Raw genomic sequence first — 24,656 nt, forward strand, 5'->3', positions numbered from 1 at the left:
AGAAATCAGGCCCTGGGATGCGCGGCTTCGTAGATTTCGAGCAGGCGGGCCGTGTCGACGCCGGTGTAGATCTGCGTCGTTGACAGGCTGGCGTGCCCGAGCAGTTCCTGGATGGTGCGCAGGTCGCCGCCGCGGCCGAGCAGGTGCGTGGCGAAGGAATGGCGCAAGGCATGCGGCGTCGCCGTCGCCGGCAGGTTGAGGGCGGAGCGCATTTTCTGCATTTCGCGCTGGATGATCGCAGCCTGCAGCGCGCCGCCTCGGGCGCCGCGGAACAGCACGCCTTTCGGATCGAGGTGATAGGGGCACAGGCGGCGATACTCCGCCACGGCCTGCAAGGCGACCGGCAGCACCGGCACCAGCCGTGTCTTGCCACCCTTGCCGGTGACCCGCAGCACGGTGTCGCGCGGGCTGGCAAGTTCGCCGCCCGGAAGGCCGAGCGCCTCTGAAATACGCAGTCCGGAACCGTAAAGCAGTGTCAGCACGGCGGCGTTGCGCGCCGCGATCCATGGTTCTTCGGCGAGCTGCTCGCCGGTCGAGACGACGCGTCTGGCATCGCCAGCGGTCAGCGGCTTCGGCAGCGATTTCGGTTGCTTGGGCGCGCGCAGTGCCGCCGCCCCCGCCGCATTGGCAAGCCCGCGCCTTTCGAGAAACCGCAGGAAGGAACGGATACCCGCCAGCCCGCGCCCCAGTGTCCGGGCACCGGCGCCCCCCGAACGCCGGAAGGCCAGATAGGCGCGCAGGTCGGTGGTGCGCAGATCCTTGATATCAGCGATGCCAGGCGCACCACCGCAATGGCCGGTCAGGAACTGGAAGAACTGCCGGGTATCTCGCTCGTAGGCTTCGAGCGTCAGCGCCGCCAGCCGCCGCTCGCGGCCGAGCATCTTCAGCCACTCGGCACGGGCGTCGAGAAGATCCTGTCTGGCGGAGATGAGGAATTCCTGCATTGGCAGCGACCGTCCGATTGAATAAGTCACTATGGACCGATCGATCTTAGCAACCAGTGAAATTGCAATGACCAAGCCCAAAAATCCTGTCCAGATGGCCGTGATCGGCGCCGCCCACGGCATCAAGGGCGAGCTGCGCGTGAAAACCTTCACCGCCGACCCGCTAGCCCTGGCGGACTACGGACCGCTTCACACCAAAGACGGGCGTGTCTTCGAGATCGCCAATATCAGGCCGCAAGGAACGGTCGTCGTGGTCCGGCTCAAGGGCGTCACCGACCGCAACGCGGCGGAAGCGCTGACCGGCACGGAACTGTTCGTCGACCGCTCGGCGCTGCCCGAAGCGCTCGATGACGATGAATTCTACCATGCCGACCTCGTCGGCCTTGCGGTGAAGGACGACGCCGGCGAGACGCTCGGCAAGGTGACCGCCGTGCAGAATTTCGGCGGCGGCGACATTCTCGAAGTCACGCTCGGTACTCGCCGGGGCGTGCTGATCCCCTTCACCGCGGCGGCGGTGCCGCAGATTGCTGTCAGCGCCGGTTTCATCCGCATCGATCCCGTTGCCGCCGGGTTGGTCGATGATGATGAGGACGACGGTTTTGACGGCTCGCAGGACGAACAAGGCTTCAATTCGAAACGGCGGCCGCGTGGTCCCGCCGACGCCGGAGGCAACCGGTGAGTTTCCGCGCAACGGTACTGACGCTCTACCCCGAAATGTTTCCGGGCGCACTCGGCCTGTCGCTTGCCGGCCGCGCGCTCGAGGCCGGGACATGGTCGCTGGAAACGTTGCAGATACGCGACTTCGCCACGGATCGGCACCGCACGGTGGACGATACGCCGGCTGGCGGCGGGGCCGGCATGGTGATGCGCGCAGATATTCTGGCCAGGGCGATCGATGCAGCTTCGCCCGCCGGGGATTTGCGTCCGCGGCTGCTGATGAGCCCGCGTGGGAAACCGCTGACGCAGGCACGCGTGCGCGAACTCGCCGCAGGACCGGGCGCGGTGATCCTGTGCGGACGCTTCGAGGGCGTCGACCAGCGGGTGATCGAGGCGCGCGCCCTGGAAGAGGTTTCGGTCGGCGACTACATTCTTTCCGGCGGCGAGGTTGCAGCGCATGTGCTGCTCGACGCGGTGGTGCGGCTCTTGCCGGGCGTCATGGGCAACGAGGCGTCGGGCGAGGAGGAGAGTTTCGAGAACGGCCTGCTTGAACACCCGCATTATACCCGCCCGCAGGATTTCGAGGGGCGACCGATCCCCGATGTGCTGATTTCCGGCAACCACGCAAAAATCGCCAGATGGCGGCATGCCGAGGCCGAGAAACTGACCGCCGAGCGGCGACCGGACCTTTTGGCGAAACCTGCTCAGCCCGTCGCGAAATAATAGATCGCCAGAAACACGCCGGTGGCGACGACGAAAGCGCGCACGGCACTCTGCGGCACGCGCTTGGCAATCCAAACACCAGCATAACCGCCGAGCGCGCCGCTAGGCACCATCACCAGGGCTGGTCCCCAGGCGATCACCCCGCCGGAAGCGAAAACCGTGATGGCGATGGTGGCGATGACCACGGCGAGCATATTTTTCAAGGCATTGAGGCGGTGGTAGTCGCCGGCCTGGGTAAGGCCCAGGCTGGCCAGCATCATGACGCCCATGCCTGCCCCGAAGAAGCCCCCATAGATGGCGGTGATGAACTGCACCAGCGACCCGGTAAATGAGCCGACGGATTCCTCGCTGCCCGATTTGGGTTTCGGCTTCAGCCACGGGCCGGCGGCAAACAGTGCGGTAGCCGCGATCAGCAGCCATGGCACCATGACGCGGAACGACGGGTTGTCCAGCGCCAGCAGGATCATGGAGCCGGCAAGCGCGCCGACCGCCGAAATGGCGCAAAGCAGCAGCGCACCGCGCCAGAAGGTCTTGATGTCGCTCCAGTAGGCAAGTGTCGAGGTGATATAGCCGGGAAGTTGCGTAACCGCCGAAGTCGCGCTGGCGGCGATCGGCGGGATGCCGGCCAGCGACATGGCGCCGAAGGTGATGAAGGTGCCGCCGCCGGCGACGGCGTTGACGGCTCCGGACACGAAGCCGGCGAGGAAAAGAAGTATTGTGTCCAGAAAGGGCATTAGGCTGAAGTCCGTGGGAGATGCACAGGCCTTTAGAAAGAGGCTGGCGTCGATGCAAGCCGCGATGGCTGGGCCAGTCGCACGCTCGGCGTTATTCGAGGGTTGCCGGCCGGCTCGATGAAAAAAGCGCCAACCGCGCGTGACAATCGGTGGGGAAACGTGTATGTGCCCGCCCGAACCGGAAGAAAAATCGACCGGACCCGTCAATAAGAACGGTGAATTCGCCCCTGCCTCTTCCGACCGCTCCGGAAAGAAAAGGCATAGCCGCGCGGTCTTTGAACTGCAAGGCAAGCGCGGGCGCTCTGGCTGTCGAGAAGCAAGAAGAGGTATTTGTGATGGACATCATCCGTCAGATCGAGGCCGAGCAGGCCGCCAAGATCGAAGCCAAGCGCAAGCTCCCCGAATTCCAGCCAGGCGACACCGTGCGCGTCAACGTGCGCGTGACCGAAGGCAGCCGCACCCGCGTGCAGGCCTATGAGGGCGTGGTCATTGCCCGCTCCGGCGCCGGCTTCCAGGAAAACTTCACCGTCCGCAAGATTTCCTACGGCGAAGGCGTCGAGCGCGTTTTCCCGGTGTTCTCACCGATGGTCGAGGGCGTCGAGATCGTGCGCCGCGGCAAGGTGCGCCGCGCCAAGCTGTACTACCTGCGCGACCGCCGCGGCAAATCGGCCCGCATCACTGAAAATACCGGCGTGCGCGCCCGCAAGCTCAACGATGCCGAGCGCGATGCGCTGAATGCCGAGAAGGCCCGCATCGAGGCTGAGAAGATCGCCGCGGCCGAAGCCCTGGCCGCCGAGAAGGCAGCGCAGGATGCCGCCGAAGCCAAGGCTGCTGCTGCCGCCGAAGCCGAAAAGGCTGCGGCCGAGGCTGAAAAGTCCGAATAAGATTTCGCTGTCAGGCGAATGGAAAGGCGGCTTTCGAGCCGCCTTTTTTGTTGCGCGGCCGAGGCCCCAGAAGCCGAGCTTTGCCCGAGGCGTCGCGGTGAGGTCTTCAGGTTTCGAAAGTAGCAATTTTAGAAAAACCTTAAGGATTGCAGTGGAAACCGAGCGGGCGGCGAAATAAACTTCACTCCTAAAGTGCGGCTTCATCTTCTGGGGCAGGTTTCGGGGGACTCGGGGAGAGTGAAGTGGAAGAATTTTCAGCGGCAAACCGCTTGAATTGGGACGATCGGGCTCAACTGCATGCGACCGATCCGACCGGCAGCTACCGCATCGCAAAAGTGCTCGCCGGCGGCTCCAGCCTCTATCTGCTTGAGGCTGGCGAGATCGGCGACATCTCCGGCAAGGACATCGTCCATCTCCAGTGCCATATCGGGCTGGACACGATCAGCCTGAAACATCTTGGCGCGGGAAGCGCCACCGGGCTCGACTTTTCGCCCGCGGCGATCGCGGCGGCGCGTGGTTTCGCCGCCAGTGCGGGCGCCGACGTGCGGTTCGTGGAGGCTTCCGTCTACGATGCCGTGGAGGCGCTCGGCCAAGTCTACGACATGGTTTTCGTCAGCTGGGGTGCGGTGAACTGGCTGGACGACATTTTCCGCTGGGGCCGTGTGGTAGCCAGCCTGCTGCGGCCGGGTGGCCGGCTCTATCTCGCCGACGGCCATCCGATGATGTTCCAGTGCGACCGCAAGGGCGCGCGGCTGGAATTACAGCTCGGTTGGCGAACGCCGCCAAGACGACCGCTCGTCTGGGACGAACCGCGCACCTACACCGGCGACGACCGCACCTTGAAGCATGTCCGCTACTACGAATGGATCCATCCGCTCTCCGATGTCGTCAACGCGCTGATCCAGGCCGGTCTCGCGATCGATTTCCTCAACGAGCACGATGTGGTTTCCTGGCAGCATTTCCCGTTTGCCGTGGAAAGCGGCGACATGTTCGGCCTGCCCGACCATTGCCCGAAGATCCCGATGGCTTATTCGATCGGTGCGACGAAGCGGAAATGACGGAGGCTGTCGTGAAAGATGCCAAGGCCGCGATGGAAATCAGGCCGCTGACTGAAGTGGATGCCGACGCTTTTCGCGCTTTGCGGCTGACAGCCCTTCAGGACACACCGGAAGCCTTCGGCTCCAGCTACCAGGAAGAAGTCGACCAGCCACGGGAATTTTTCGTTGCGCGTGCCGCACCGCAGGACCCGAGCGTAACGTTCGGGGCGTTCGCAGGCACCCGGCTGGTCGGGACGGCGGGGCTGTCGGTCAGCAATCGCCTGAAGGAGAAGCACAAGGCATATATGTGGGGCGTCTTCGTGCTTGCGGATTTTCGTGGCCGGGGCGTCGGTCGCGAGCTCGTGCAGCAGATCATCGACAAGGCTGCCGGCAATGTTCGTGTCCTGCAGTGCAGCGTCGTCACCGCCCAGGAAGCAACGCGGCGCATGTACCATAAGATGGGCTTCGTGCCCTACGGCGTGGAACGCAGCGCGCTCTGCATCGATGGCGTGTTCTACGACGAAGAGCTGCTGGCGATCGACCTCCGACCCGTTTCCTGACACTACCCCGTCAACTTTCCTCCCGCATAAATCTGGCTTGACTTAAATAAGATCGTATGCGATTTAATCGTCAACAATCAATATTGGAGAACACCGATGCCCGCACTCTATTCCACTCAAGCCCGCGCCACCGGCGGCCGTCTCGGCCATGCCGAATCCAACGACGGTCTGTTGAGCGTCGATCTGGCCATGCCGAAGGAACTCGGCGGCCAGGGCGGCGCAACCAATCCGGAGCAGCTTTTTGCCGCGGGTTACGCCGCCTGCTTCGGCAGCGCTCTGGCGCTGGTGGCCCGCAAGCAAAAGGCTCCGCTGTCGGATTCGGCGATCAACGCAACCGTGGAACTTCACCCCGACGGCCAGGGCGGCTTCAGGCTGGGCGTTGCGCTCGCTGTCGAAACCAAAGGCATCGACCAGGCAACCGCGGATGCGCTGGTGGCAACGGCGCACAAAGTATGTCCCTATTCGAATGCCATCAAAGGCAATATCGATGTGGCGCTGACGGCAAAGGCTCTATGACCGCAACGATCGACAAGGAAGCAAGACAGGATGGCGGCGAGCTGTTGCGGCTCGACCGCCAGCTCTGCTTCGCGCTCTATTCGGCAAGCAGCCTGGTGACGCGGCTCTACCGGCCTTTGCTAGAACCGCTTGGCCTGACTTACCCGCAATACCTGGTCATGCTGGTCCTGTGGGAAAAGGCGCCGCGAACAGTCGGTGCGCTCGGTGAGGCACTGGGCCTCGACTCGGCCACGCTGACGCCGCTCCTGAAGCGGCTGGAAGCCGGCGGCCTGGTCAACCGCAAGCGCGATCCGGCCGACGAGCGGCGGGTGCTGATCGAGCCCACAGCGGCGGGGGCGGCACTTCGCGAACGCGCCAAGGAAATCCCCAAGGCGCTGTCTTGCCAGTTGCCACTGTCGCAGGACGAAATCGTGGACCTGCACGGCACGCTCACCAGACTCACACGCGCGTTGCGCGAGCCTGAAGATCAGTCCGCGCAGGCCGGCTGATCCCACCGGCGAAACGGATTTCCGCTCTCCCGCCATTTCGGACATTCCTCCGGCTTGCAAGCGTGTTCGGGACCGTTACAGTCGACGGCAAATCCCGGCGTCCGGGAGATCGTTTCAGGAGCGCGCCATGAACAGATTGAAGCTTTCGCTCGCCGCCATGCTGGCCCTCGTCCTCTTGCCGGTCGCCGCCTTCGCCCAGGCGCTGCCGGATCTCGGCGGCAAGTCGGTCGTCGTGGTGACGGAAAACGCCTATTTCCCGCTGCAATTCGTTGACCCGGCAAGCGGCAAGCCTGTCGGCTGGGAATATGACGCCATGGCGGAGCTTTCCAAGCGGCTCAATTTCAAGATCGAGTACCAGAACACATCCTGGGACGCGATGATCCAGGCCGTTTCGGACAAGCAGTACGACATGGGCATGACCGGCATCACTATAAAGGACGACCGCAAGGAGAAGGTCGATTTCTCCGATCCGTACATGCGTTCGGAAATCTTCATGCTGGTGCGCGCCGACGAGAGCCGCTTCGCCGAACCCAAGGCTTTCGCCGCCGACGAAAAGCTGCTGGTTGGCGCCCAGGCCGGCACCTCGCCTTTCTACGTTGCCGTCTACAACGTGCTCGACGGCAATGAACAGAACCCGCGCGTCAAGCTGTTCGAGACCTTCGCGGCCTCCGTCGCGGCACTACAAGCCGGCGACGTCGACCTCGTGCTCACCGACAGCGCCGGCGGCAAGGCGCTTGTCGCGACCTCAGGCGGCAAGCTGAAACTGATCGGCGACCCGCTGCAGGCCGAGGATTTCGGTTTCATCTTCCCCAAGGGTTCCGACCTCACAGCGCCGATCAACGCCGGCATCGCCGCGCTGAAGGCCGACGGCACCTTGGATAAGATCACCCAGAAGTGGTTCGTCGATTACAAGCCGGCGCAGTGAGACCGCCGGCTTTCGCTGCTCAAATGACCATGCGGGGCGGCGGGCACTTCCGCCCCGTCGTCTGAGCCATGTCAGCACCCCCGTCGGCGACGGCCGTCAAGCCCGACTTCCCCTACTGGCTGGTTGCAGGCATCGCCTTCGCGCTGGCGGTCGCCATCGCCATCGCGTCGAGTACGATTTACGCGCAGGTTTTCACCATCGTTGCGCAAGGCATCGGCATGACGGTCTTCGTTGCCGTCGTCGCCTTCGCGCTCGCTGCCGCAATCGGCCTCGGCATCGCGCTCGCCGGTCTCTCCGGCTCGATCTGGCTGCGCCAGGGCGCGCGGTTCTACACCGAGCTGATCCGCGGCATTCCGGTACTGGTGCTTCTTTTCTGGATCGCCTTCGCTGGCGTCCCGGCCTTCGTTGCTGGCTGGAATTTCATCACCGCGCCGCTGCGCGATGCCGGCTACCTGACTGAACTGCTCGTTCGCGACGTGTCGTTGCTGTGGCGCGCCGTCGTGGCGCTGGCAATCGGCTACTCGCCGTTCATCGGCGAGATATTCCGCGCCGGCATCCTGGCCGTCGATCCAGGCGTGATCGAGGCGGCGAAGGCGCTTGGCCTAACCCGCGCCCAGCGCTTCCGCCTCATCGTCCTGCCGCAGGCGATCCGCATCATCCTGCCGCCGCTCGGCAACGACTTCATCGCCATCACCAAGGACTCTTCGCTTGTCTCGGTGCTGGGCGTCGCCGACATCACCCAGATGGGCAAGATCTATGCCGCCGGCTCCTTTCGTTTCTTCGAGACCTATTCGATAGTCGCCTACGTCTACCTTCTGCTCACCGCCAGCCTGTCGCTGGCGCTGAGGGCGCTGGAACGCCGCATGCGGCGTCACCAGAAAGGCTGAGGCCAGAAACCGGAGGGAAGATGAGCCAGGAAGATGCGAATGCAGCGCTGGAATCGGTCTACACGGCCAGAGACCCGAAAGAGCTGGCGGACGCCTACGCGGCGTGGGCCGCCACCTATGACGCCGAAACCGCGTCGCTCGGCTACCTGCTGCCGTTCCTGATCGTCGCCTGGATCGCCCGCTACGTACCGTCCGGAGAAGGTCCGCTGCTCGACGCCGGTTGCGGCACCGGCCTTTCGGGACCGTCGCTCAGGACGCTCGGCTACGACGATATCGCCGGCCTCGACCTCTCGTCCGATATGCTGCGGATTGCCGGCAGCCGCGGCGCCTATGGCGAGTTGAAGGAGGCAGCACTCGGCGGGCCGCTGCCGTGGCCGGATGGCCATTTCCGCGCCTTCTTCTCCACCGGCGTCTTCACCATCGGCCACGCGCCCGCCTCCGGGCTGCACGAGTTAACGCGCATCACCAGGAAGGGCGGCCATGCGATCTTCACCGTCCGCGACCAGGTGTTCGAAAGCGCCGGCTTCCAGACAGTGTTCGACGAACTGGAGCGGACGAAGAAATGGCGCCCGGTCGAAGAAAGCCCTTGGTTCAGGTGTTATGCGATTGCCGAACCCGACGCTCTCGTAAAGGCGTTCGTGTTCGAGATTCTTTGAGCCGGCAACGGATTTGCGGGAACCCGCACCGCTCGACAACGTTTGTGCCCGAACCAGCTTGGGGACCTCATGGAACAACTCGTCGAAGAATTCGGCCATTCCACCCACACATCGTTTCCCGTGATTGTCGCGCGCCTGCTGCTGGCGACGATCTTCGGCGCCGTCATCGGCTTCGAACGCGAGTGGCGCAACCGGCCCGCCGGGCTGCGCACCCACATCCTGATCTGCGTCGCGTCGGCGATGTTTGCGCTGCTCACGATCGAGATCGTGCATGCCCCGATGTTTACCACCGAAGTGATGAAGGAGGCCGTCAAGGTCGACCCGATCCGCGTCGTCGAGGCGGTGACGGCAGGCATCGCCTTCCTTGCCGCCGGCACCATCCTTTTCTCGCGCGGCGAGGTCCAGGGCCTGACGACCGGAGCCGGCATGTGGCTCGCCGGCGCGATCGGGCTCGCCGCCGGCCTGGGCTTCTGGCAGATCGCCGGCTTCGGCACCTTGCTGGTGCTGATCGTGCTTGGGCTGCTGCATGCCGTCGAAGTGAAATTCGACATCAGCGAGGACAAGCGGGACGAAAAGCCCGGCGGAAAGCAAGGCGGATCGGCCGGACGAATGACCAAGCCGAAGCCGGATGATCCGGAAAAGGCCGAACCCGCGAAGAAGGGTTAGGAGGTGGGTACTTCACTCCCGGTCTGAATGCCTTTCGAGCGGTCCCAGATGCACTCAAACATCCGGATTTGCTGCGAAAATCCTTTCAGCTTCCGCCGTTTCGCGGGCACGAAGGCCTCGCGATTGCCATGCGTCTGATGGATATTTTCAGACACGAGAATCTGGTCACTCGCAGCAGCCGAGCATAAGCGGGCTGCGAGCTGGACGGTTGAACCGAAGAGGTCGTTGCTGTCTTCGACGGGTTCTCCGCAATCCAGACCAATCCGGATATGGATCGGCTCCGGATTTCCTTGGTTATACCGCTGGAATTCCTGCTGAATGGTGGCAGCGCAATCGATGGCGTCCGTGGTGGAGGCAAAGGCCGCCATGATGCCGTCGCCGGTGTGTTTCACCTCACGCCCGCCTGATTTGTTCAGGCACCTGCGTACGATGGAATCGTGCGCCCTGACCAATTCCGTGGCCATGCGATCGCCGAGCCGTTCCGTCATCCTGGTCGAGCCGACGATATCGGTGAACATGATCGCTCGATGTCCGGAATCGATATCTGCGCTTGAGTGGCCCGAGGGCGGTTCGGGGTCGTGGATCCGGCCGAGAAATGCTTCCACCGCGGAAAGCGCGACCTCGACGATGTCATCCGCAACGAGACCATGCGCGTCACGATGCACGCAATGGGCTGTGTGCTTGTCGGGCGCATCGATGAGGCAGAAAGCGGTGCCCCGCTGTTCATCGAACCAATATGTCAGGAATTTCACCCCATACTGGTCCTGGATTTCGAGGTCCTTGCGGTGTGCTTCGCCAACATCCGAAGCAGTCGCTCCTGCAAGGTCATGCCGGTCCATGAAGATGGGCATTGCGGCGCTCCCCGGCCGTTCCCTTGATCTGCAGCTAGATTATGCTCTGTCGTGCCATTGGGCAATTGTGCAAGGAATGCGAGCGGAAACGGTGAAACACCACCACCAAGCGTCCCGATTGCCGGAATGCCAAAAGATTGATATTGACCCGCTTATGGAAGAGCTTTTCGGAAATCCGGCCTACAAGGGTTTCGTGCTGCAGGATCACAAGCGCCTGCCGTCGCGGTTCTTCGCCCGGATTTCAGGCGCGCTGACCAGCCGACTTATCTAGGTCGTTTCGCCGAGCCGACGGGCTTCCGGCGCCCCTGCCTGTTCTTCCCATGTTCATATCGACGGATTTACGCACATGAGCGCACCGCGCACCCTCTACGACAAGATATTCGACGACCATCTGGTCGACCGCCAGGACGACGGCACCTGCCTTTTGTGGATCGACCGCCACCTCGTCCACGAAGTCACCAGCCCGCAGGCTTTCGAAGGCCTGCGCATGGCCGGCCGCAAGGTCCGGCACCCCGAAAAAACGCTCGCCGTGGTCGACCACAACGTGCCGACCTCGGCCGACCGCAAGCTCGGCATCAACAAGAACGAGGAAAGCCGCATCCAGATCGCGGCGCTGGCAAAGAACGCGGCCGATTTCGGCGTCGAATACTATTCCGAGAACGATATCCGCCAGGGCATCGTTCACATCATCGGTCCGGAGCAGGGCTTCACGCTTCCGGGAATGACCATCGTCTGCGGCGACAGCCACACCTCGACGCATGGCGCCTTCGGCGCACTGGCGCACGGCATCGGCACCTCCGAGGTCGAGCATGTGCTCGCCACCCAGACGCTGATCCAGCGCAAGGCCAAGAACATGCTGGTGCGTGTCGACGGCAAGCTGCCGGAAGGCGTCACCGCCAAGGATATCATCCTCGCCATCATCGGCGAGATCGGCACCGCGGGCGGCACCGGCTACGTCATCGAATATGCCGGCGAGGCGATCCGCGCTTTGTCGATGGAAGGCCGCATGACGATCTGCAACATGTCGATCGAAGGCGGCGCCCGCGCCGGCCTGATCGCGCCCGACGAGACGACGTTCGCCTACGTCAAGGACAAGCCCCGCGCGCCGCAAGGTAAGGCCTGGGACATGGCGCTTGAATACTGGAAGACGCTGCAGACCGACGAAGGCGCGCATTTCGACAAGGTCGTCGTGCTCGACGCCGCCAATCTGCCGCCCATCGTGTCCTGGGGTTCGTCCCCGGAAGACGTCGTGTCCGTGCTCGGCATCGTTCCTGACCCGGCAGCAATTGCCGACGAGACCAAGCGAACCTCGAAGCAGCGCGCGCTCGACTACATGGGGCTCACGGCCGGTACGAAGATTGTCGATATCGAACTCGACCGCGTCTTCATCGGTTCCTGCACCAACGGCCGCATCGAGGATTTGCGCGAGGCCGCCAAGGTGGTCGAGGGCAAGTCGGTCAATCCGCGCGTCAATGCGATGATCGTGCCGGGCTCCGGCCTCGTCAAGGAACAGGCGGAAGCCGAAGGCCTCGACAAGATCTTCATCGCCGCCGGTTTCGACTGGCGCGAGCCCGGCTGCTCGATGTGCCTTGCCATGAATGACGATCGGCTGAAGCCGCACGAGCGCTGCGCATCGACCTCGAACCGCAATTTCGAGGGCCGACAGGGCTATAAGGGCCGCACCCATTTGGTGTCGCCGGCGATGGCGGCAGCGGCGGCGATCGCCGGCCACTTCGTCGACATTCGCGAGTGGCACTGACCGCAATCTGAACCCGGCTGGGAGCTCCAGCCGGGCATCCAGGCTGGTCGGGCAGAATCCGCGCCGGGCTTAACGCGTTGTTTGGGCTTGCAGTCTACCTTCTTCCCTGACGGAGGGGGTGAGAGCAGTTTGGACACGGGCCTATTCATAGCGCTGCTCAATCCGGCGATCGCGTTGGCTTTGAGCTCCGCGTTCCTGACGCTTTGGCTCTACCAGCGGCATCGGTCCTATCTGGTCGCTCTGGCCCTTGCCTATACCTGCTCGGCAGTGGGTTTTCTGCTTCAGTATTTCACACTGCCGATCGGTTTTGCCCCGACGAAATTGCTCTCCAGTGCAGCGTTCACGGTTGCCGCCTGCCTGCTTGCGGCCGCTGTGGTGACCCGCTACGGCCGGCAGGCGACGATCGTCGTGATCTGTGCGCTCGGGCTGGCCGGCTTCGCGGCGTTCAGCTGGTTTCTCTTCGTTCAGCCAGACCTGACGTGGCGCATCTACGTCATCAACTTCGCCTTCGGAACCATCAGTCTTGTCGTGGCGGCGGAATTGCGGGAGGTCCGCCGCAACGGTCCTACGGAGGCGATCCTGTTCGTCTTGTCCGTGCTGGCCGGACTGAATTTCATCGTCCGCACGCTTGTCGCGGTCAAGCTGCACGGGCCGTTCACGTCGTATGACGGCTTCTACCAGTCCGTCTATTGGACCACGGCGCTTTTGTCGCACGCGCTGCTGGCGCTGCTCATCGCGCTTTGCCTGTTCACGGCGGCGGCGCTCGACGTGGTCAAGGCGCTCAGGGCGGAATCGCGAACCGACCCGTTGTCGAAACTCCTCAACCGCCGCGGTTTCGAGGAACAGGTCGAACACCTGCTTGCCACCAAAACCGGCAAATCCTTGCCGCTTGCCCTGGTGCTCGCCGATCTCGACCACTTCAAAACAGTCAACGACCGTTACGGGCACGAGGGTGGTGACTTGGTTATCGCCCATTTTGCCGCCACGCTGCGCGCAGCATCGGGCGGGCGTGCCATTGCCGGCCGGCTTGGCGGCGAGGAATTCGCGGTGTTGCTGCCCGCAGCCGATCTCGCAGTCGCGCAGCTCTTCGCCGAAGGCGTCCGCACCTCCTTCGCCGCCAGCCGCATGCCGGGCCTGCCTCGAGACGCCGTCGTAACGGCGAGCTTCGGCATTGCCGTGCGAACGGGTGGCGAGGGAATAGCGCCCCTGATGCGCCGCGCCGACGACGCGCTTTACAAAGCCAAGCGGAGTGGGCGCGACAGCGTGCGCCTTTCCTACCAGCGTCCGGAGCCGGCCACTTTGGCTGATATGTTCAACGCCGCTTGACCTCAGATTTTTCGGGGATATCAGAGGCAGTTGTTAACGCCTTTTTTGGCCACCTGTGGTTCTGTGAATAACAGTTGGATGTCGAGCCGAAATGAGCGGAGCCGGATTTATCCTTGCAATCAACCTCTTTGTAGCGGGGTTGCTTTCGGCGGCATTCATGATGATCGCCGTCTACGACCGCAGCCGCGTCGCGGCGCGCTGGCTGGCGCTCGGCTATGCGGTCGGCATGGGCTTTTTCGCCATTGAGGCAGTGATTCCTGCGCTCGGCAATGCGCGGCTGGCCGTTGTCGCCGCTGTCGCCTGCCTGTTGGCCGGGATGGTCGCTCTCAATGTCGGTGTTGCCCGCAAGTATCATGTAGCGGTGCCCTGGCGATTGATGGGCGCCGTTTTCGTGGCGTCGCTGGTGGTGAACTACGCGATCCAGGACCTGCCGCGTTATTCCTTTACCCGCATGACGCTCTACCAGGCGCCGTTCTTCCTCATGATGGTGATCAGCGTCGGGCTGGTCTGGAATGCAGCGGCGCGAGACCGGCTCGATCGTGCGTTGATGATCCTTTTCAGCCTCAGCGCCCTGCAGTTCCTCAGCAAGCCATTTCTCGCCTATGCCTTTGGCGGCTGGGGCGCCAGACCGCAGGATTACATAAGCAGCAACTACGCACTGTTCTCGCAATCGATGGCGACGGTGTTCGCAATGGCGACCGCTTTGCTCCTGATGGTGATCCTGGTGCGCGACGTGCTGACGGACGCGACGCAGAAATCGGAAACCGACACGCTGTCCGGCCTGCTGAACCGCCGCGGCTTCGAGGAGCGCGCCGACCGCGCCGTGCGTGATGCCGAACGGCAGGGCGTGCCGCTGTCGCTGGTGATCTGCGATCTCGACCAGTTCAAATCCATCAACGACGATTTCGGCCATGCGTCCGGCGACGCGGTGATCGTCACCTTCGCGCAGTTCCTGCGCTCTGCCGTGACCTCGCACCATGTGGCCGGGCGCATCGGCGGCGAGGAATTCGCCATCATTCTGCCGGGGACCAACATCGTCGCCGCGCGCCTGTTTGCCGAGGGAGCGCGCAGCGCTTTCGGAGGATTGCCGGTGGTGGGCTTGCCGCAGGACAAACGTTTCACCGCAAGTTTCGGCGTTGCCGAGCTTGCACCCGGCGAACGCCTTACCGACCTGATGCGCCGCGCCGACACCGCACTTTACGACGCCAAGAAGAGCGGCCGCGACCGCGTGCGTGTGTCACTGAGGAATGGCCAATCCTGGCTGTCCATCACCACCATTCGCTGACTCAGCGCTACTGGCAACGTCCCGGCGACACCGGAATGACGCCGTCCGGCAGTCCGTACATGTAGCTGCGGCCTTTCCACAGGACCGGCGGGCGATAGCAATTGTCGACATAGTCGCGTTGCCGCTCGTACCGTGTTGCGGCATAGGCCCGCCCCGGTTCGCCGCCATAATAATAGCTGCGCCGTTGATATCGCGGCTCGACATAAGGCTCGTCCGATTCGCTGCCGTCGTAGCCTTGCTGTTCGTACAGGGGCTCCTCATACGAACCCTCCTGTCCGCCGCCGCTCGTATAGTTCTGCAGCTCTCTTGCAAGGTTCCCTTCGCCGACGATGATGCGCTTGTAGCCATACGGGCTCTGGACGATCAGGTTGCCGAAGGAATCGGCGTAGACGTGGTCATGCAGGCGATTGCCGGCGAAAGCCCCGTCCGGAAGGCTTACGACGGAAGCCCCCGCTATGAGGGCGGCAGCAAAGACGACCGGCAGCCGGCCACTGGTATGGAAACGCATCTGCGTCCTCCTTTGAAGCGAAACATCGCCTCCTCGAACGCTAAATTAACCTTTTCTTAACCTTTGTTAAGAGCTTGGCGCCTGTCCGGCCGGTCCAATTGACAGAGATGGTTAATGCCCACATGGATAAGGGGATGACCAGCACCGACAATCACACGATCGACATAAGCCAGCTCCGGCTGAAGGACGCTCTGGAATTCGCGCCCTTGCTGGCTGCCTACGCGCAGGCGCTGAAGCGCGGCGCGCCGCGGCGTCCGGACAAGTTCTACGCCGAGACGCTTCTGCAGGACCGCACCGCCGAAATCCTCGGCGCTCGGGTGGACGGCAGGCTTGTCGGCTTCGTCATCTTCACCGATATGCCGGAGCCGGTATCGGGCATGCGCTGCGGCGCCTGCGACCACATCTACGTGCATCACGATTTCCGTGCCCAGGGCATCGCCAAGGCGCTTGTCGACGTATTGGCAGACCAGGCCGAGGAACGCGGCTGGTCCAAACTGATGCTCAATGCGCCACGCCAGCCGGAAGATGGCCGCAAGCTCTATGAACAAATCGCGGCACCCGCCGACTGGACGAGCTTCGTCATCCGCTTCGACTGATGCATGTCGCCCGAAAGTGTTCTCGGTTTCGGAATGAAGACATGCTTCAGGTCGCCGACGATCGGCCATTGATCTCTCCGCAGGGTTGCGGCTAGGTTGCGCGCCATGGTCAGTAAGCCGAAGAAAACGAATCGGCTGTTGCGTACATTGCTTCTTTGCGCTCCAGCATTCCTCGCGGCATCGTGCGTCCCAGCCGACAAGGCGACGTCTGCGAACGTCACCGCCGGCTCCAGCACCGCCCAGCCGCGCCTTGCCACCTACAATTGCGGCGAGGGTGGCTCGCTGACGGTGGAGAATTTCCGCAGCTCGGTCCACCTGACCGAACCGGACGGCACCAGCGTCGATCTTCCCGCCGCGCCGCCGACGCAGCAGTCCCGCTTCGGCGAAGCGCCCTACGCGCTGGTACTGGAGGGCAACGAGGCGCTGTTGATGAAAAGCGGCAACGAGCCTCTCACCTGCCGGCGCTGAAAGCGCTGATTCCCTGTTTCGAACGGTACAGCACGCTGGTCGCGCCTGAGCCAACCGCTTGATTCTGCGCTTGATCCAGGCGGTGCGGACTAAAATCGATTGAAGCCTCCAGCCAACACTAAATAGGTTCCCGGAAACGGTTTTCCGGCTTTGACGCAGTGCAAAAAGAGCATTAGAACCCGGTCTGTCCGAGGTCGCAATTCGAGCCGGCGATGCCGCGTTCGGATGATCCAGGACATCGAACTGGGGGAGCCATGAGCAAAACCACAGCCACCCGAGCAAGACCGCTTTCGCCACATCTGACGGCCTACAAATGGCCGGTCACCATGACCATGTCGATCCTGCATCGGATCACCGGCGGCGCGCTCTATTTCGGCACCCTGCTGGTCGCCTGGTGGCTGATCGCGGCGGCGATCTCCCAGGAATATTTCGACTTCGTCAACTGGATTTACGGCTCCTGGTTCGGCCGGCTTGTGCTGTTCGGCTACACATGGGCGCTGATGCACCACATGCTGGGCGGCATCCGCCACTTCGTCTGGGACACCGGCTCCGGACTGGAAAAGCACACGGCTTCGAGGATTGCCTGGGCCACGCTCGCCGGCTCGGTCGTGCTGACCGTTTTGATCTGGGTCGCCGGCTACATGGCGCGGGGGGCATGACGATGAGCGGTGGCAAGAACGACATGCGCACCCCGCTTAACAGGGTGCGCGGCCTCGGCTCCGCCCGCGAAGGCACCCAGCACTTTTGGCGCCAGCGGCTGACGGCCGTCGCCAACGTCCCGCTGATGCTGTTCTTCGTCGGCCTGCTCATCTCGCTGAACGGGGCCGGCTATGCGGAGGTGCGGGCCGTGCTTTCCAACCCGCTCGTCGCCCTGGTGATGATCCTTGTACTGCTTTCGGGGCTCTACCACATGCGGCTCGGCATGCAGGTCATCATCGAGGACTATATCCATGGCGAAGGCATGAAACTCGCGCTCATCATGCTGAACACGTTCTTCCCCGTCGCGGTGGGCGTGGCGGCTGTCTTTGCACTTCTCAAACTGGCATTCGGGAGCTGAGCGTGGCTGACGCAAAGCAGAAGGACGGCAAGGCCTATACCTATGTCGATCACAAATTCGACGTGGTGGTGGTGGGCGCCGGCGGCGCCGGCCTGCGCGCGACGCTCGGCATGGCCGAACAGGGCCTCAGGACCGCCTGCATCACCAAGGTTTTCCCGACCCGCTCGCATACCGTCGCCGCCCAGGGCGGCATCGCGGCCTCGTTGCAGAACATGGGGCCGGACAGTTGGCAATGGCACATGTACGACACCGTCAAGGGGTCGGACTGGCTCGGCGACGTCGACGCCATGGAATACATGGTGCGCGAGGCGCCGGCCGCCGTCTACGAACTGGAGCACTACGGCGTGCCCTTCTCGCGCACGGAAGAGGGCAAGATCTACCAGCGGCCGTTCGGCGGCCACATGATGAACTACGGCGACGGTCCGCCGGTGCAGCGTACCTGTGCTGCCGCCGACCGCACCGGCCACGCCATCCTGCACACGCTTTACGGCCAGTCACTGAAGCACAACGCGCAGTTCTTCGTCGAATATTTCGCGCTCGACCTGATCATGACCGACGGCGTCTGCACCGGTGTCGTCGCCTGGAATCTCGACGACGGCACCATCCATCGCTTCGCCGCCAAGATGGTGGTGCTGGCGACCGGCGGTTATGGCCGCGCCTATTTCTCCGCCACCTCGGCGCACACCTGCACCGGCGATGGCGGCGGCATGGCCGCGCGGGCGGGTCTACCGCTTCAGGACATGGAATTCGTGCAGTTCCATCCCACCGGCATCTATGGCGCAGGCTGCCTGATTACCGAGGGCGCGCGTGGCGAAGGCGGCTATCTCGTCAATTCCGAAGGTGAGCGCTTCATGGAGCGCTACGCGCCGTCGGCCAAGGATCTGGCCTCGCGCGACGTCGTCTCGCGCTGCATGACGATGGAGATCCGCGAGGGCCGCGGCGTCGGCAAGAACAAGGACCACATCTTCCTGCACCTCGACCACCTCGATCCGGCGGTGCTGCACGAACGGCTGCCCGGCATCTCGGAATCGGCGAAAATCTTCGCCGGCGTCGACGTCACCAAGGAGCCGATCCCGGTGCTGCCGACGGTGCATTACAACATGGGCGGCATCCCGACCAATTATTGGGGCGAGGTGCTCAACCCGACGAAGAAAAACCCCGACGCGGTGCAGCCCGGCCTGATGGCTGTCGGCGAAGCCGGCTGCGCCTCGGTGCACGGCGCCAACCGGCTCGGCTCCAACTCACTGATCGATCTTGTCGTGTTCGGCCGTGCTGCCGCGATCCGCGCCGGCGAGGTGATCGACCGCGAAGCGCCGATCCCGGCAGTCAACGAACAGGCGGTCGACAAGATCATGGACCGCTTCGACCGGCTTCGCTTCGCCGACGGCGGCACGCCGACCGCTGTTCTGCGCGAAAAGATGCAACGGGCGATGCAGGAAGACGCCGCCGTGTTCCGCACCCATGAATCGCTGGAAAACGGCTGCAAGCGCATTTCCGAAATCTGGGGCGAGCTGAAGGACATCAAGGTTTACGACCGTTCGATGATCTGGAATTCCGATCTGGTCGAAACGCTGGAACTGGAAAACCTGATGGCCAACGCCATCACCACGGTCTACGGCGCGGTGGCGCGACAGGAGAGCCGCGGCGCGCACGCCCGCGAAGACTTCTCCTCCCGCGACGACGTCAACTGGCGGGTTCATACGCTCTCGCATTTGTCGCCCGACGGCAAGGTGAAGCTCTCCTACCGTCCGGTGCACACCGATCCGCTGGTCAAGGAAGCGGACGGCGGCATCAGCCTGGCAAAGATCGCGCCCAAGGCGCGGGTGTATTGAGCAGAGGCAGGTTAGATGGTCGAACTCACCCTTCCCAAGAACTCGAAAGTCCAGCAGGGCAAGACCTGGCCGAAGCCGGAAGGCGCCACCAATCTGCGCGAGTACAGGATCTACCGCTGGTCGCCAGACGACGACGAGAATCCACGCGTCGACACCTATTTCGTCGACATGGACGATTGCGGGCCGATGGTGCTCGACGCGCTGTTGTGGATCAAGAACAAGGTCGACCCGACGCTGACCTTGCGCCGCTCCTGCCGCGAGGGTATCTGCGGCTCCTGCGCCATGAACATCGACGGCGCCAACACGCTCGCCTGCACCAAGGGCATGGACGACATTTCCGGCGCGGTGAAGGTCTACCCGCTGCCGCACATGCCGGTGGTCAAGGACCTGGTGCCCGATCTCACCGTGCCCTATGCGCAGCTCACCTCGATCGACCCCTACCTGAAGACGGTGTCGCCGGAACCGGCCAAGGAGTGGCTGCAGAGCCACGAGGATCGCCAGAAGCTCGACGGGCTTTACGAATGCATCCTGTGCTTCTGCTGCCAGACCTCGTGCCCGAGCTACTGGTGGAATGGCGAGAAATATCTCGGCCCGGCCGTGCTTTTGCAGGCCTATCGCTGGCTGATCGATTCCCGCGACGAGGCGACCGGCGATCGTCTCGACAATCTGGAAGACCCGTTCCGGCTCTACCGCTGCCACACCATCATGAACTGCACGCAGACCTGCCCCAAAGGCCTCAACCCCGCCAAGGCGATCGCCGAGATCAAGAAGATGATGGTGGAGAGGCGGGTTTGACGTATAGGTCAACTGATATTTTGCTTAGGTCTTAGCTGGGGCTATAATGCCGCTTAAGCCACAGTGCCAGTCCACCGAGTCCGGGGTATATTATACGTTCAGTTATGTTGGCTTGGTCGAGTTTATCTCTTATCTCCCACTTAATCTTTGCAGGTATAACGGTCTTCTTACTTTTGCTAGAGTTCTCATTTAACCATTTATTCATGGGCATGTCGGCATCAGAGATGACCGAGAACAATGCGAACTGATTGACGATCCGATCATCTATCGATGGTGGCTCAAAGAATAATGCAAACGGCGATTTTTTCATCCTGTCAAAATCATCCAACGTAGTGATCCTGCTTGGCGGCAATGGGCCAGCTCTCCTTAGGTCTTTGGTGGAAACTCCAAATACATCGAAATCTGTAGAACCAAGACGCGCTAACATGTCCACCGTAAAAACGTAGGAGCCCTCCTTTCTCAGTTCTGCACCCAGATTTCTTGGCAACTTTGAGTGAACTTCCGGAATTTTCGCAGACCAAACGACGCCATCGTCGGTCATCCTTTCAAGGTCATCGGTCGCAAAATGTAACGCAACGAGCGGCGAATACGTCCAGTCTAATAGGCGCGTCGGCAAACCGTGGTGTTGGGCGACCGTAAGCCAGTGCCAAAACGACTCTCGTTCCACCACATCGCGATGTGCGTACTTCTTAAAGTTGCGAAGCAGGTGCTTCTCTATCGTCTTGTAAGCCCCGCCTAGCCGTACAAGCGATGTTCGCATATCCCAGTTCGCATCTACCATTCCGCGGAATGCGTAGGGCGAGCGATACCGCGATAGCTCGGGGTCCCAGTCGTCAACGTATAGTTCGCGAATAGCGTCCTCGAAACTGGTTGCGGTGTATTCTGTAACACTCAAGAAGAGGCTCCCTCGATAACTTGTTTCTGTTTCAAGAGCGGGTGAGGCGGAGACTATCGAACAAAATGGCGTTAGCAACTGGCTAGGTAAAGTCCGGGCCCGCCAAACCGACGTCAGGCAGTGAGCTCTGTTGAGCAAAATTTGCAATTCAGATAAAAGCTAGCATCGTGCCTGACGGCCTATCGCTGGCTGATCGATTCCCGCGACGAGGCGACCGGCGACCGGCTCGACAATCTGGAAGACCCGTTCCGGCTCTACCGCTGCCACACCATCATGAACTGCACGCAGACCTGCCCCAAGGGTCTCAACCCCGCCAAGGCGATCGCCGAGATCAAGAAGATGATGGTGGAGCGGCGGGTCTAAAACTCCGCAAAAAAATTTATCCACCTCCCGGCCGGCCGCCGCATAATACCTCCAGACGTTGATCGGAGGGTGCGATGGATTGGTCAGTAGAGATGGAGGCGAAGGAGGCGATGCTGAGGCGCATCGTGGCGATGCTTTATTCTCTTGCCAATCTGGCCGAGCAGGCTGCCGGTCGTTCTCCGGCCATTCGCCACCTCGTGCTTCTATTTCTGCGACCCGCCGAATCCTTGGCGCGAGAAATGGTGATCCGTAACGCGCAGCACGTTGCCGCACCTGTGCCTGAGTTGCTTGTCGCGGACTGGACTGACGGCAGCGCCGACGATGCAATGCGCCTTGCCCGGCGCTTTCGCGCACTCGCGCTGACGCTGGAAAGCCTTGTCGCTCTGATGCTTGCCGCGGATGCCCTGATTACCGGGCATCGAGCGGGAGCGAACCCGCTGCGGGCTCTCCGGCAAACGATGAGCACCTTGCGGTCGCTGCTCGATTGTATTCCGGGACGTCTCGAACCGGTCATGCAGCCCGACACGTCCTGATGCCGCTCCCGCATCCGGATACCCAATTCTGGGGAGGTTTGAAGCATTCGCCCGGCGCACTAGCGCGCGGACGGTTGCCTGCGTATCTATGGGCAAAAGGAGCATGGCAATGTCCGAGAATCTGGTTCACCTCAATGCCATCGAAATCCGCGTGCTTGGTTGCCTCATGGAAAAGCAGCTTTTGACGCCGGATGTGTATCCGCTGACGCTCAATGCGCTGCAGTCGGCTGCCAATCAGAAAACCTCGCGTGAGCCGGTGATGTCGCTGGAGCCGGTCGACATCAACCGCACGCTGAAGTCACTGGAGGAAAAGGGACTGGCGCGGCGGATGATGGCATCGCGCGTCGATCGTTACGAGCAGATGGCGTCACGCAAATTCAGCCTGACCACGCCACAGAGCGCGCTGCTCGCCATGCTGCTGTTGCGCGGGCCGCAGACGCTCAACGAACTGCAGACCCGCACCGACCGCATGGCCAATTTCGGTTCGGCCGACGCGGTGCGCACCGAACTCGACATGCTGGTCGGCCGGCGTCCGCCGCTGGTCAAGGAGATCGGCCGTGCGCCTGGCCAGCGCGAAGACCGTTTCGCGCATTTGTTGAGCGGCGAGGTTCAGGCTACGCCGGTCGCCGCCGCGCCGGCCAGGCCCCCAAACCTTCTGTCCGAACTCGAAGCGCGCGTGAAGGTCCTGGAAGAGCAGATGGCGCGGCTGCGGGCGCAACTCGGCGACCAGGAAGCATGAACGCACCCGTAAATCACGCACCCGTGTAACAGCTTGATTTGAAACCTTCCGCATCTTCTGTACGTCTAACGAACGGGAGGACACGCCGATGTCGCGCAAAGCTTTCTCTATCCTGCTTCTTGCCTTCGCCGCTGGTCTGCCGTTGCAGGCCGGACATGCGCTCGCCGAGACAAAGACGGCGATCTTTGCCGGTGGCTGCTTCTGGTGTGTCGAATCCGATTTCGACGGCGTTGCCGGCGTCACCTCGACCACGTCCGGCTATATCGGCGGCACCACGGAAAACCCGACCTACTATAATCACACCGCGGCCAATCACCGCGAGGCGGTGCGGATCGAGTATGATTCGACCAAAGTGAATTACGCCACCCTGCTCGATGTGTTCTGGCATTCGGTCGATCCGACAGACGGCGACGGCCAGTTCTGCGACCGCGGCCACAGCTACACCACGGCGATCTACGCGGTCGGCGCCGAAGACCTTGCAGCGGCGGAAAAGTCGAAGAAGCAGGCCGAAGCCGAGCTCGGCAAGCCGATCATCACGGAAATCGCAGCCGCGCCGGCATTCTGGCCGGCCGAGGACTACCACCAGGATTATTACCGGAAAAATCCGCTACGCTATAAATACTACCGCTCCGGCTGCGGCCGCGATGCGCGCATCGATGAAGTGTGGGGTGCCGCTGCCCACAAGGGCATCGCCAGCCATTGAACCCCGAGCAGGCCGCTTGATGCGGCCCAATTCGCGTTCAGCGTCCTGCTTTCCTGATCCGCTCCATCGCAAGTGCGGCGGCGACATCGTTGGTCGGCCGGTTTTCAGCCTCGGCGCGGCGAAAGATCGCTGTCAGCGTTTCCGGTATCTCCGCCACCTTCGCAAGGGCGGCGACGCGGTCGTAGCCGCCGGGGGCCAGTTCGGCCGCGACATTGATCAGCCCGCCCGCATTGATCACGTAGTCCGGCGCGTAGAGCACGCCGCGCTGCATCAAAAGCCGCGCATCCGCGTGCGTTGCAAGCTGGTTGTTGGCCGAGCCGGCAACGATCCCTGCCTTCAGCGCCGGGATCGTTTCCTCCGTCAGCACGCTGCCCATCGCGCAAGGTGCGAAGACGTCCGCCTCGGCGGCGAGGATCGCGTCCGCCGCCACTGCGCTTGCGCCAAACTCGGCCTTCGCCTCGACAACCTTGGCATCGTCGATATCGGCCACGGTCAGCAACGCTCCCTCGGCGTGAAGTTGCCCGCAAAGCGCCCAGCCGACCGAGCCCAGGCCCTGCACCGCGACGCGAATGCCGGCCAGCCTTTCTGTGCCTTTCCTGTGCGCCAGCGCCGCCTTCAACCCCAGGAACACGCCTTGCGCGGTCACCGGCGCCGGATTGCCGCTGCCGCCGGCGGTGGTTCCGGTGACGTTCGGCACCCGCGAGCGCAGGAAGTCGGCATCGGCCAGCGACAGCCCGACATCCTCGCCGGTATAGAATTGGCCCTCCAGCGCACTGAGCATGTCGGCATAGGCGTCGAGCAGCGCGCGCGTCTTGCCGGTCTTTGCATCCGTCATGATCACCGCCTTGCCGCCACCGAACGGAACGCCGGTGACGGCGGCCTTGTAGGTCATGCCGCGCGACAGCCGCAGCGCGTCGGTCAGCGTCGCCTCGAGACTCTCATGCGGCCAGATGCGGGTGCCGCCCAATGCCGGGCCCAGCGCGGTATTGTGGATCGCGACGATCGCGGTCAGCCCGCGCTCGATGTCGCGTCCGAGCCAGACCCGTTCATGATTGTCGAAAGCCTGGAGTTCGACGGCCTCGTTGGTGATGTCGATGAGCGAAAGCGTCCTCGCGCCGTGCGGAACCTTCAGGGTACGCGGCTCGGTGATCTGCAGCATGGCTTCCTCCCGCTAGGCTGGTTGGCGGCAGGGTAACGAAGAACGGGGTTTTTTGGTTGCGAAGAGAGCCGGTATTGGCGTGCTCTATTGCGCTAAAATCGATTCAGGCT

30 protein-coding genes and 1 pseudogene are annotated in these 24,656 nt (G+C 62.7%); 25 read left to right on the forward strand and 6 right to left on the reverse strand.

The features are described 5' to 3' along the window. Window positions 1-5: 5 nt before the first annotated feature. A complete protein-coding gene (locus OHD58_RS04065) occupies window positions 6-944 on the reverse strand; it encodes a tyrosine recombinase XerC (RefSeq protein ID WP_263801784.1) in 939 nt (312 codons plus the stop codon). A gap of 67 nt (window positions 945-1,011) precedes the next feature. Here OHD58_RS04065 and rimM point away from each other — a divergent pair, with 67 nt between their 5' ends. After that, window positions 1,012-1,623: a ribosome maturation factor RimM gene (rimM, locus tag OHD58_RS04070; RefSeq protein ID WP_263801785.1), complete on the forward strand. Its 612-nt coding sequence runs from the start codon at window positions 1,012-1,014 to the stop codon at window positions 1,621-1,623. Beyond that, window positions 1,620-2,324 carry a tRNA (guanosine(37)-N1)-methyltransferase TrmD gene (gene trmD / locus OHD58_RS04075; protein WP_263801786.1) on the forward strand — a complete coding sequence of 235 codons (705 nt, stop codon included), beginning with the start codon at window positions 1,620-1,622 and terminating at the stop codon, window positions 2,322-2,324. Before rimM ends, trmD begins: the two co-directional genes overlap by 4 nt. On the opposite strand, the gene OHD58_RS04080 is transcribed toward trmD, so the two are convergent. After that, a complete protein-coding gene (locus OHD58_RS04080) occupies window positions 2,306-3,058 on the reverse strand; it encodes a sulfite exporter TauE/SafE family protein (protein WP_263801787.1) in 753 nt (250 codons plus the stop codon). The genes trmD and OHD58_RS04080 overlap by 19 nt on opposite strands. Window positions 3,059-3,393: 335 nt before the next feature. Here OHD58_RS04080 and rplS point away from each other — a divergent pair, with 335 nt between their 5' ends. The 9 genes from rplS (at window position 3,394) to OHD58_RS04125 (ending at window position 9,677) form a co-directional block, all read left to right on the forward strand. Then, entirely contained in the window at window positions 3,394-3,942 is a 549-nt protein-coding gene (gene rplS, locus OHD58_RS04085) for a 50S ribosomal protein L19 (RefSeq protein ID WP_263801788.1), read from the forward strand. Between the two features lie 242 nt (window positions 3,943-4,184). Further along, complete coding sequence (locus OHD58_RS04090; protein ID WP_263801789.1) at window positions 4,185-5,000, forward strand: class I SAM-dependent methyltransferase; 816 nt, start codon at window positions 4,185-4,187, stop codon at window positions 4,998-5,000. A gap of 11 nt (window positions 5,001-5,011) precedes the next feature. After that, window positions 5,012-5,539: a GNAT family N-acetyltransferase gene (locus tag OHD58_RS04095; protein ID WP_263801790.1), complete on the forward strand. Its 528-nt coding sequence runs from the start codon at window positions 5,012-5,014 to the stop codon at window positions 5,537-5,539. A gap of 96 nt (window positions 5,540-5,635) precedes the next feature. Beyond that, window positions 5,636-6,055, forward strand: coding sequence for an organic hydroperoxide resistance protein (locus OHD58_RS04100; protein ID WP_263801791.1), 420 nt, complete (start codon window positions 5,636-5,638; stop codon window positions 6,053-6,055). Next, window positions 6,052-6,543, forward strand: a complete 492-nt coding sequence (locus tag OHD58_RS04105) for a MarR family winged helix-turn-helix transcriptional regulator (RefSeq protein WP_263801792.1) — start codon at window positions 6,052-6,054, stop codon at window positions 6,541-6,543. The genes OHD58_RS04100 and OHD58_RS04105 overlap by 4 nt, the downstream gene beginning before the upstream one ends. Before the next feature lie 127 nt (window positions 6,544-6,670). Continuing rightward, window positions 6,671-7,468, forward strand: coding sequence for a transporter substrate-binding domain-containing protein (locus OHD58_RS04110; RefSeq protein WP_263801793.1), 798 nt, complete (start codon window positions 6,671-6,673; stop codon window positions 7,466-7,468). Between the two features lie 68 nt (window positions 7,469-7,536). Beyond that, window positions 7,537-8,355, forward strand: coding sequence for an amino acid ABC transporter permease (locus tag OHD58_RS04115; protein ID WP_263801794.1), 819 nt, complete (start codon window positions 7,537-7,539; stop codon window positions 8,353-8,355). Window positions 8,356-8,375: 20 nt separating this feature from the next. Further along, window positions 8,376-9,011, forward strand: a complete 636-nt coding sequence (locus OHD58_RS04120) for a class I SAM-dependent DNA methyltransferase (protein ID WP_263801795.1) — start codon at window positions 8,376-8,378, stop codon at window positions 9,009-9,011. A 69-nt stretch (window positions 9,012-9,080) separates the two neighbouring features. Next, window positions 9,081-9,677, forward strand: coding sequence for an MgtC/SapB family protein (locus OHD58_RS04125; protein ID WP_263801796.1), 597 nt, complete (start codon window positions 9,081-9,083; stop codon window positions 9,675-9,677). Here OHD58_RS04125 and OHD58_RS04130 read toward each other — a convergent pair. Continuing rightward, window positions 9,674-10,528 carry a nickel-binding protein gene (locus OHD58_RS04130; protein ID WP_263801797.1) on the reverse strand — a complete coding sequence of 285 codons (855 nt, stop codon included), beginning with the start codon at window positions 10,526-10,528 and terminating at the stop codon, window positions 9,674-9,676. The genes OHD58_RS04125 and OHD58_RS04130 overlap by 4 nt on opposite strands. Between OHD58_RS04130 and OHD58_RS04135 the strand changes: the two genes are divergently transcribed. The 4 genes from OHD58_RS04135 (at window position 10,515) to OHD58_RS04150 (ending at window position 14,898) form a co-directional block, all read left to right on the forward strand. Continuing rightward, window positions 10,515-10,799, forward strand: a complete 285-nt coding sequence (locus OHD58_RS04135) for a hypothetical protein (RefSeq protein ID WP_263802760.1) — start codon at window positions 10,515-10,517, stop codon at window positions 10,797-10,799. The two genes, OHD58_RS04130 and OHD58_RS04135, sit on opposite strands and share 14 nt — an antisense overlap. Window positions 10,800-10,874: 75 nt before the next feature. After that, on the forward strand, window positions 10,875-12,287 hold the full coding sequence (gene leuC / locus OHD58_RS04140) for a 3-isopropylmalate dehydratase large subunit (protein ID WP_263801798.1): 1,413 nt from the start codon (window positions 10,875-10,877) through the stop codon (window positions 12,285-12,287). Window positions 12,288-12,416: 129 nt separating this feature from the next. Beyond that, window positions 12,417-13,613 carry a sensor domain-containing diguanylate cyclase gene (locus OHD58_RS04145; protein ID WP_263801799.1) on the forward strand — a complete coding sequence of 399 codons (1,197 nt, stop codon included), beginning with the start codon at window positions 12,417-12,419 and terminating at the stop codon, window positions 13,611-13,613. Between the two features lie 91 nt (window positions 13,614-13,704). Next, the gene (locus OHD58_RS04150) at window positions 13,705-14,898 is read left to right on the forward strand and encodes a sensor domain-containing diguanylate cyclase (RefSeq protein ID WP_263801800.1); all 1,194 of its coding nucleotides are present in this window, start codon (window positions 13,705-13,707) and stop codon (window positions 14,896-14,898) included. 7 nt (window positions 14,899-14,905) lie between these two features. On the opposite strand, the gene OHD58_RS04155 is transcribed toward OHD58_RS04150, so the two are convergent. Further along, entirely contained in the window at window positions 14,906-15,406 is a 501-nt protein-coding gene (locus tag OHD58_RS04155) for a hypothetical protein (protein WP_263801801.1), read from the reverse strand. 134 nt (window positions 15,407-15,540) lie between these two features. Here OHD58_RS04155 and OHD58_RS04160 point away from each other — a divergent pair, with 134 nt between their 5' ends. The 6 genes from OHD58_RS04160 to OHD58_RS04185 all read left to right on the forward strand — a co-directional run bounded on the left by OHD58_RS04160 (window position 15,541) and on the right by OHD58_RS04185 (window position 20,154). Then, complete coding sequence (locus OHD58_RS04160) at window positions 15,541-16,002, forward strand: GNAT family N-acetyltransferase (RefSeq protein ID WP_263801802.1); 462 nt, start codon at window positions 15,541-15,543, stop codon at window positions 16,000-16,002. A 138-nt stretch (window positions 16,003-16,140) separates the two neighbouring features. Continuing rightward, window positions 16,141-16,470 (forward strand): hypothetical protein, encoded by a 330-nt coding sequence (locus OHD58_RS04165; protein ID WP_263801803.1) that lies wholly within the window; start codon window positions 16,141-16,143, stop codon window positions 16,468-16,470. Window positions 16,471-16,724: 254 nt separating this feature from the next. Beyond that, window positions 16,725-17,129, forward strand: coding sequence for a succinate dehydrogenase, cytochrome b556 subunit (gene sdhC, locus OHD58_RS04170; protein WP_263801804.1), 405 nt, complete (start codon window positions 16,725-16,727; stop codon window positions 17,127-17,129). A 2-nt stretch (window positions 17,130-17,131) separates the two neighbouring features. Next, window positions 17,132-17,527: a succinate dehydrogenase, hydrophobic membrane anchor protein gene (sdhD, locus tag OHD58_RS04175; RefSeq protein WP_263801805.1), complete on the forward strand. Its 396-nt coding sequence runs from the start codon at window positions 17,132-17,134 to the stop codon at window positions 17,525-17,527. Beyond that, window positions 17,524-19,359, forward strand: a complete 1,836-nt coding sequence (gene sdhA / locus OHD58_RS04180; RefSeq protein ID WP_263802689.1) for a succinate dehydrogenase flavoprotein subunit — start codon at window positions 17,524-17,526, stop codon at window positions 19,357-19,359. The genes sdhD and sdhA overlap by 4 nt, the downstream gene beginning before the upstream one ends. Before the next feature lie 15 nt (window positions 19,360-19,374). Next, complete coding sequence (locus tag OHD58_RS04185; protein ID WP_263801806.1) at window positions 19,375-20,154, forward strand: succinate dehydrogenase iron-sulfur subunit; 780 nt, start codon at window positions 19,375-19,377, stop codon at window positions 20,152-20,154. Window positions 20,155-20,185: 31 nt separating this feature from the next. Here the strand turns inward: OHD58_RS04185 and OHD58_RS04190 are convergent, their stop codons facing one another. Next, the gene (locus tag OHD58_RS04190; RefSeq protein WP_263801807.1) at window positions 20,186-21,049 is read right to left on the reverse strand and encodes an FRG domain-containing protein; all 864 of its coding nucleotides are present in this window, start codon (window positions 21,047-21,049) and stop codon (window positions 20,186-20,188) included. Window positions 21,050-21,211: 162 nt separating this feature from the next. Here OHD58_RS04190 and OHD58_RS04195 point away from each other — a divergent pair. From OHD58_RS04195 to msrA, 4 genes and pseudogenes are all read left to right on the forward strand, one after another. Then, window positions 21,212-21,412: pseudogene (locus OHD58_RS04195) on the forward strand (succinate dehydrogenase iron-sulfur subunit); the annotation flags it as partial. Window positions 21,413-21,486: 74 nt separating this feature from the next. Continuing rightward, the gene (locus tag OHD58_RS04200; protein WP_263801808.1) at window positions 21,487-21,945 is read left to right on the forward strand and encodes a hypothetical protein; all 459 of its coding nucleotides are present in this window, start codon (window positions 21,487-21,489) and stop codon (window positions 21,943-21,945) included. A 109-nt stretch (window positions 21,946-22,054) separates the two neighbouring features. After that, window positions 22,055-22,684, forward strand: coding sequence for a YceH family protein (locus OHD58_RS04205; RefSeq protein ID WP_263801809.1), 630 nt, complete (start codon window positions 22,055-22,057; stop codon window positions 22,682-22,684). 88 nt (window positions 22,685-22,772) lie between these two features. Then, on the forward strand, window positions 22,773-23,387 hold the full coding sequence (msrA, locus tag OHD58_RS04210; RefSeq protein ID WP_263801810.1) for a peptide-methionine (S)-S-oxide reductase MsrA: 615 nt from the start codon (window positions 22,773-22,775) through the stop codon (window positions 23,385-23,387). Between the two features lie 37 nt (window positions 23,388-23,424). On the opposite strand, the gene OHD58_RS04215 is transcribed toward msrA, so the two are convergent. Further along, on the reverse strand, window positions 23,425-24,546 hold the full coding sequence (locus tag OHD58_RS04215; RefSeq protein WP_263801811.1) for a Leu/Phe/Val dehydrogenase: 1,122 nt from the start codon (window positions 24,544-24,546) through the stop codon (window positions 23,425-23,427). Between the last annotated feature and the right edge of the window lie 110 nt (window positions 24,547-24,656).

Source organism: Mesorhizobium sp. ZC-5 (assembly GCF_025753855.1).
Taxonomy (GTDB): Bacteria; Pseudomonadota; Alphaproteobacteria; order Rhizobiales; family Rhizobiaceae; genus Neomesorhizobium.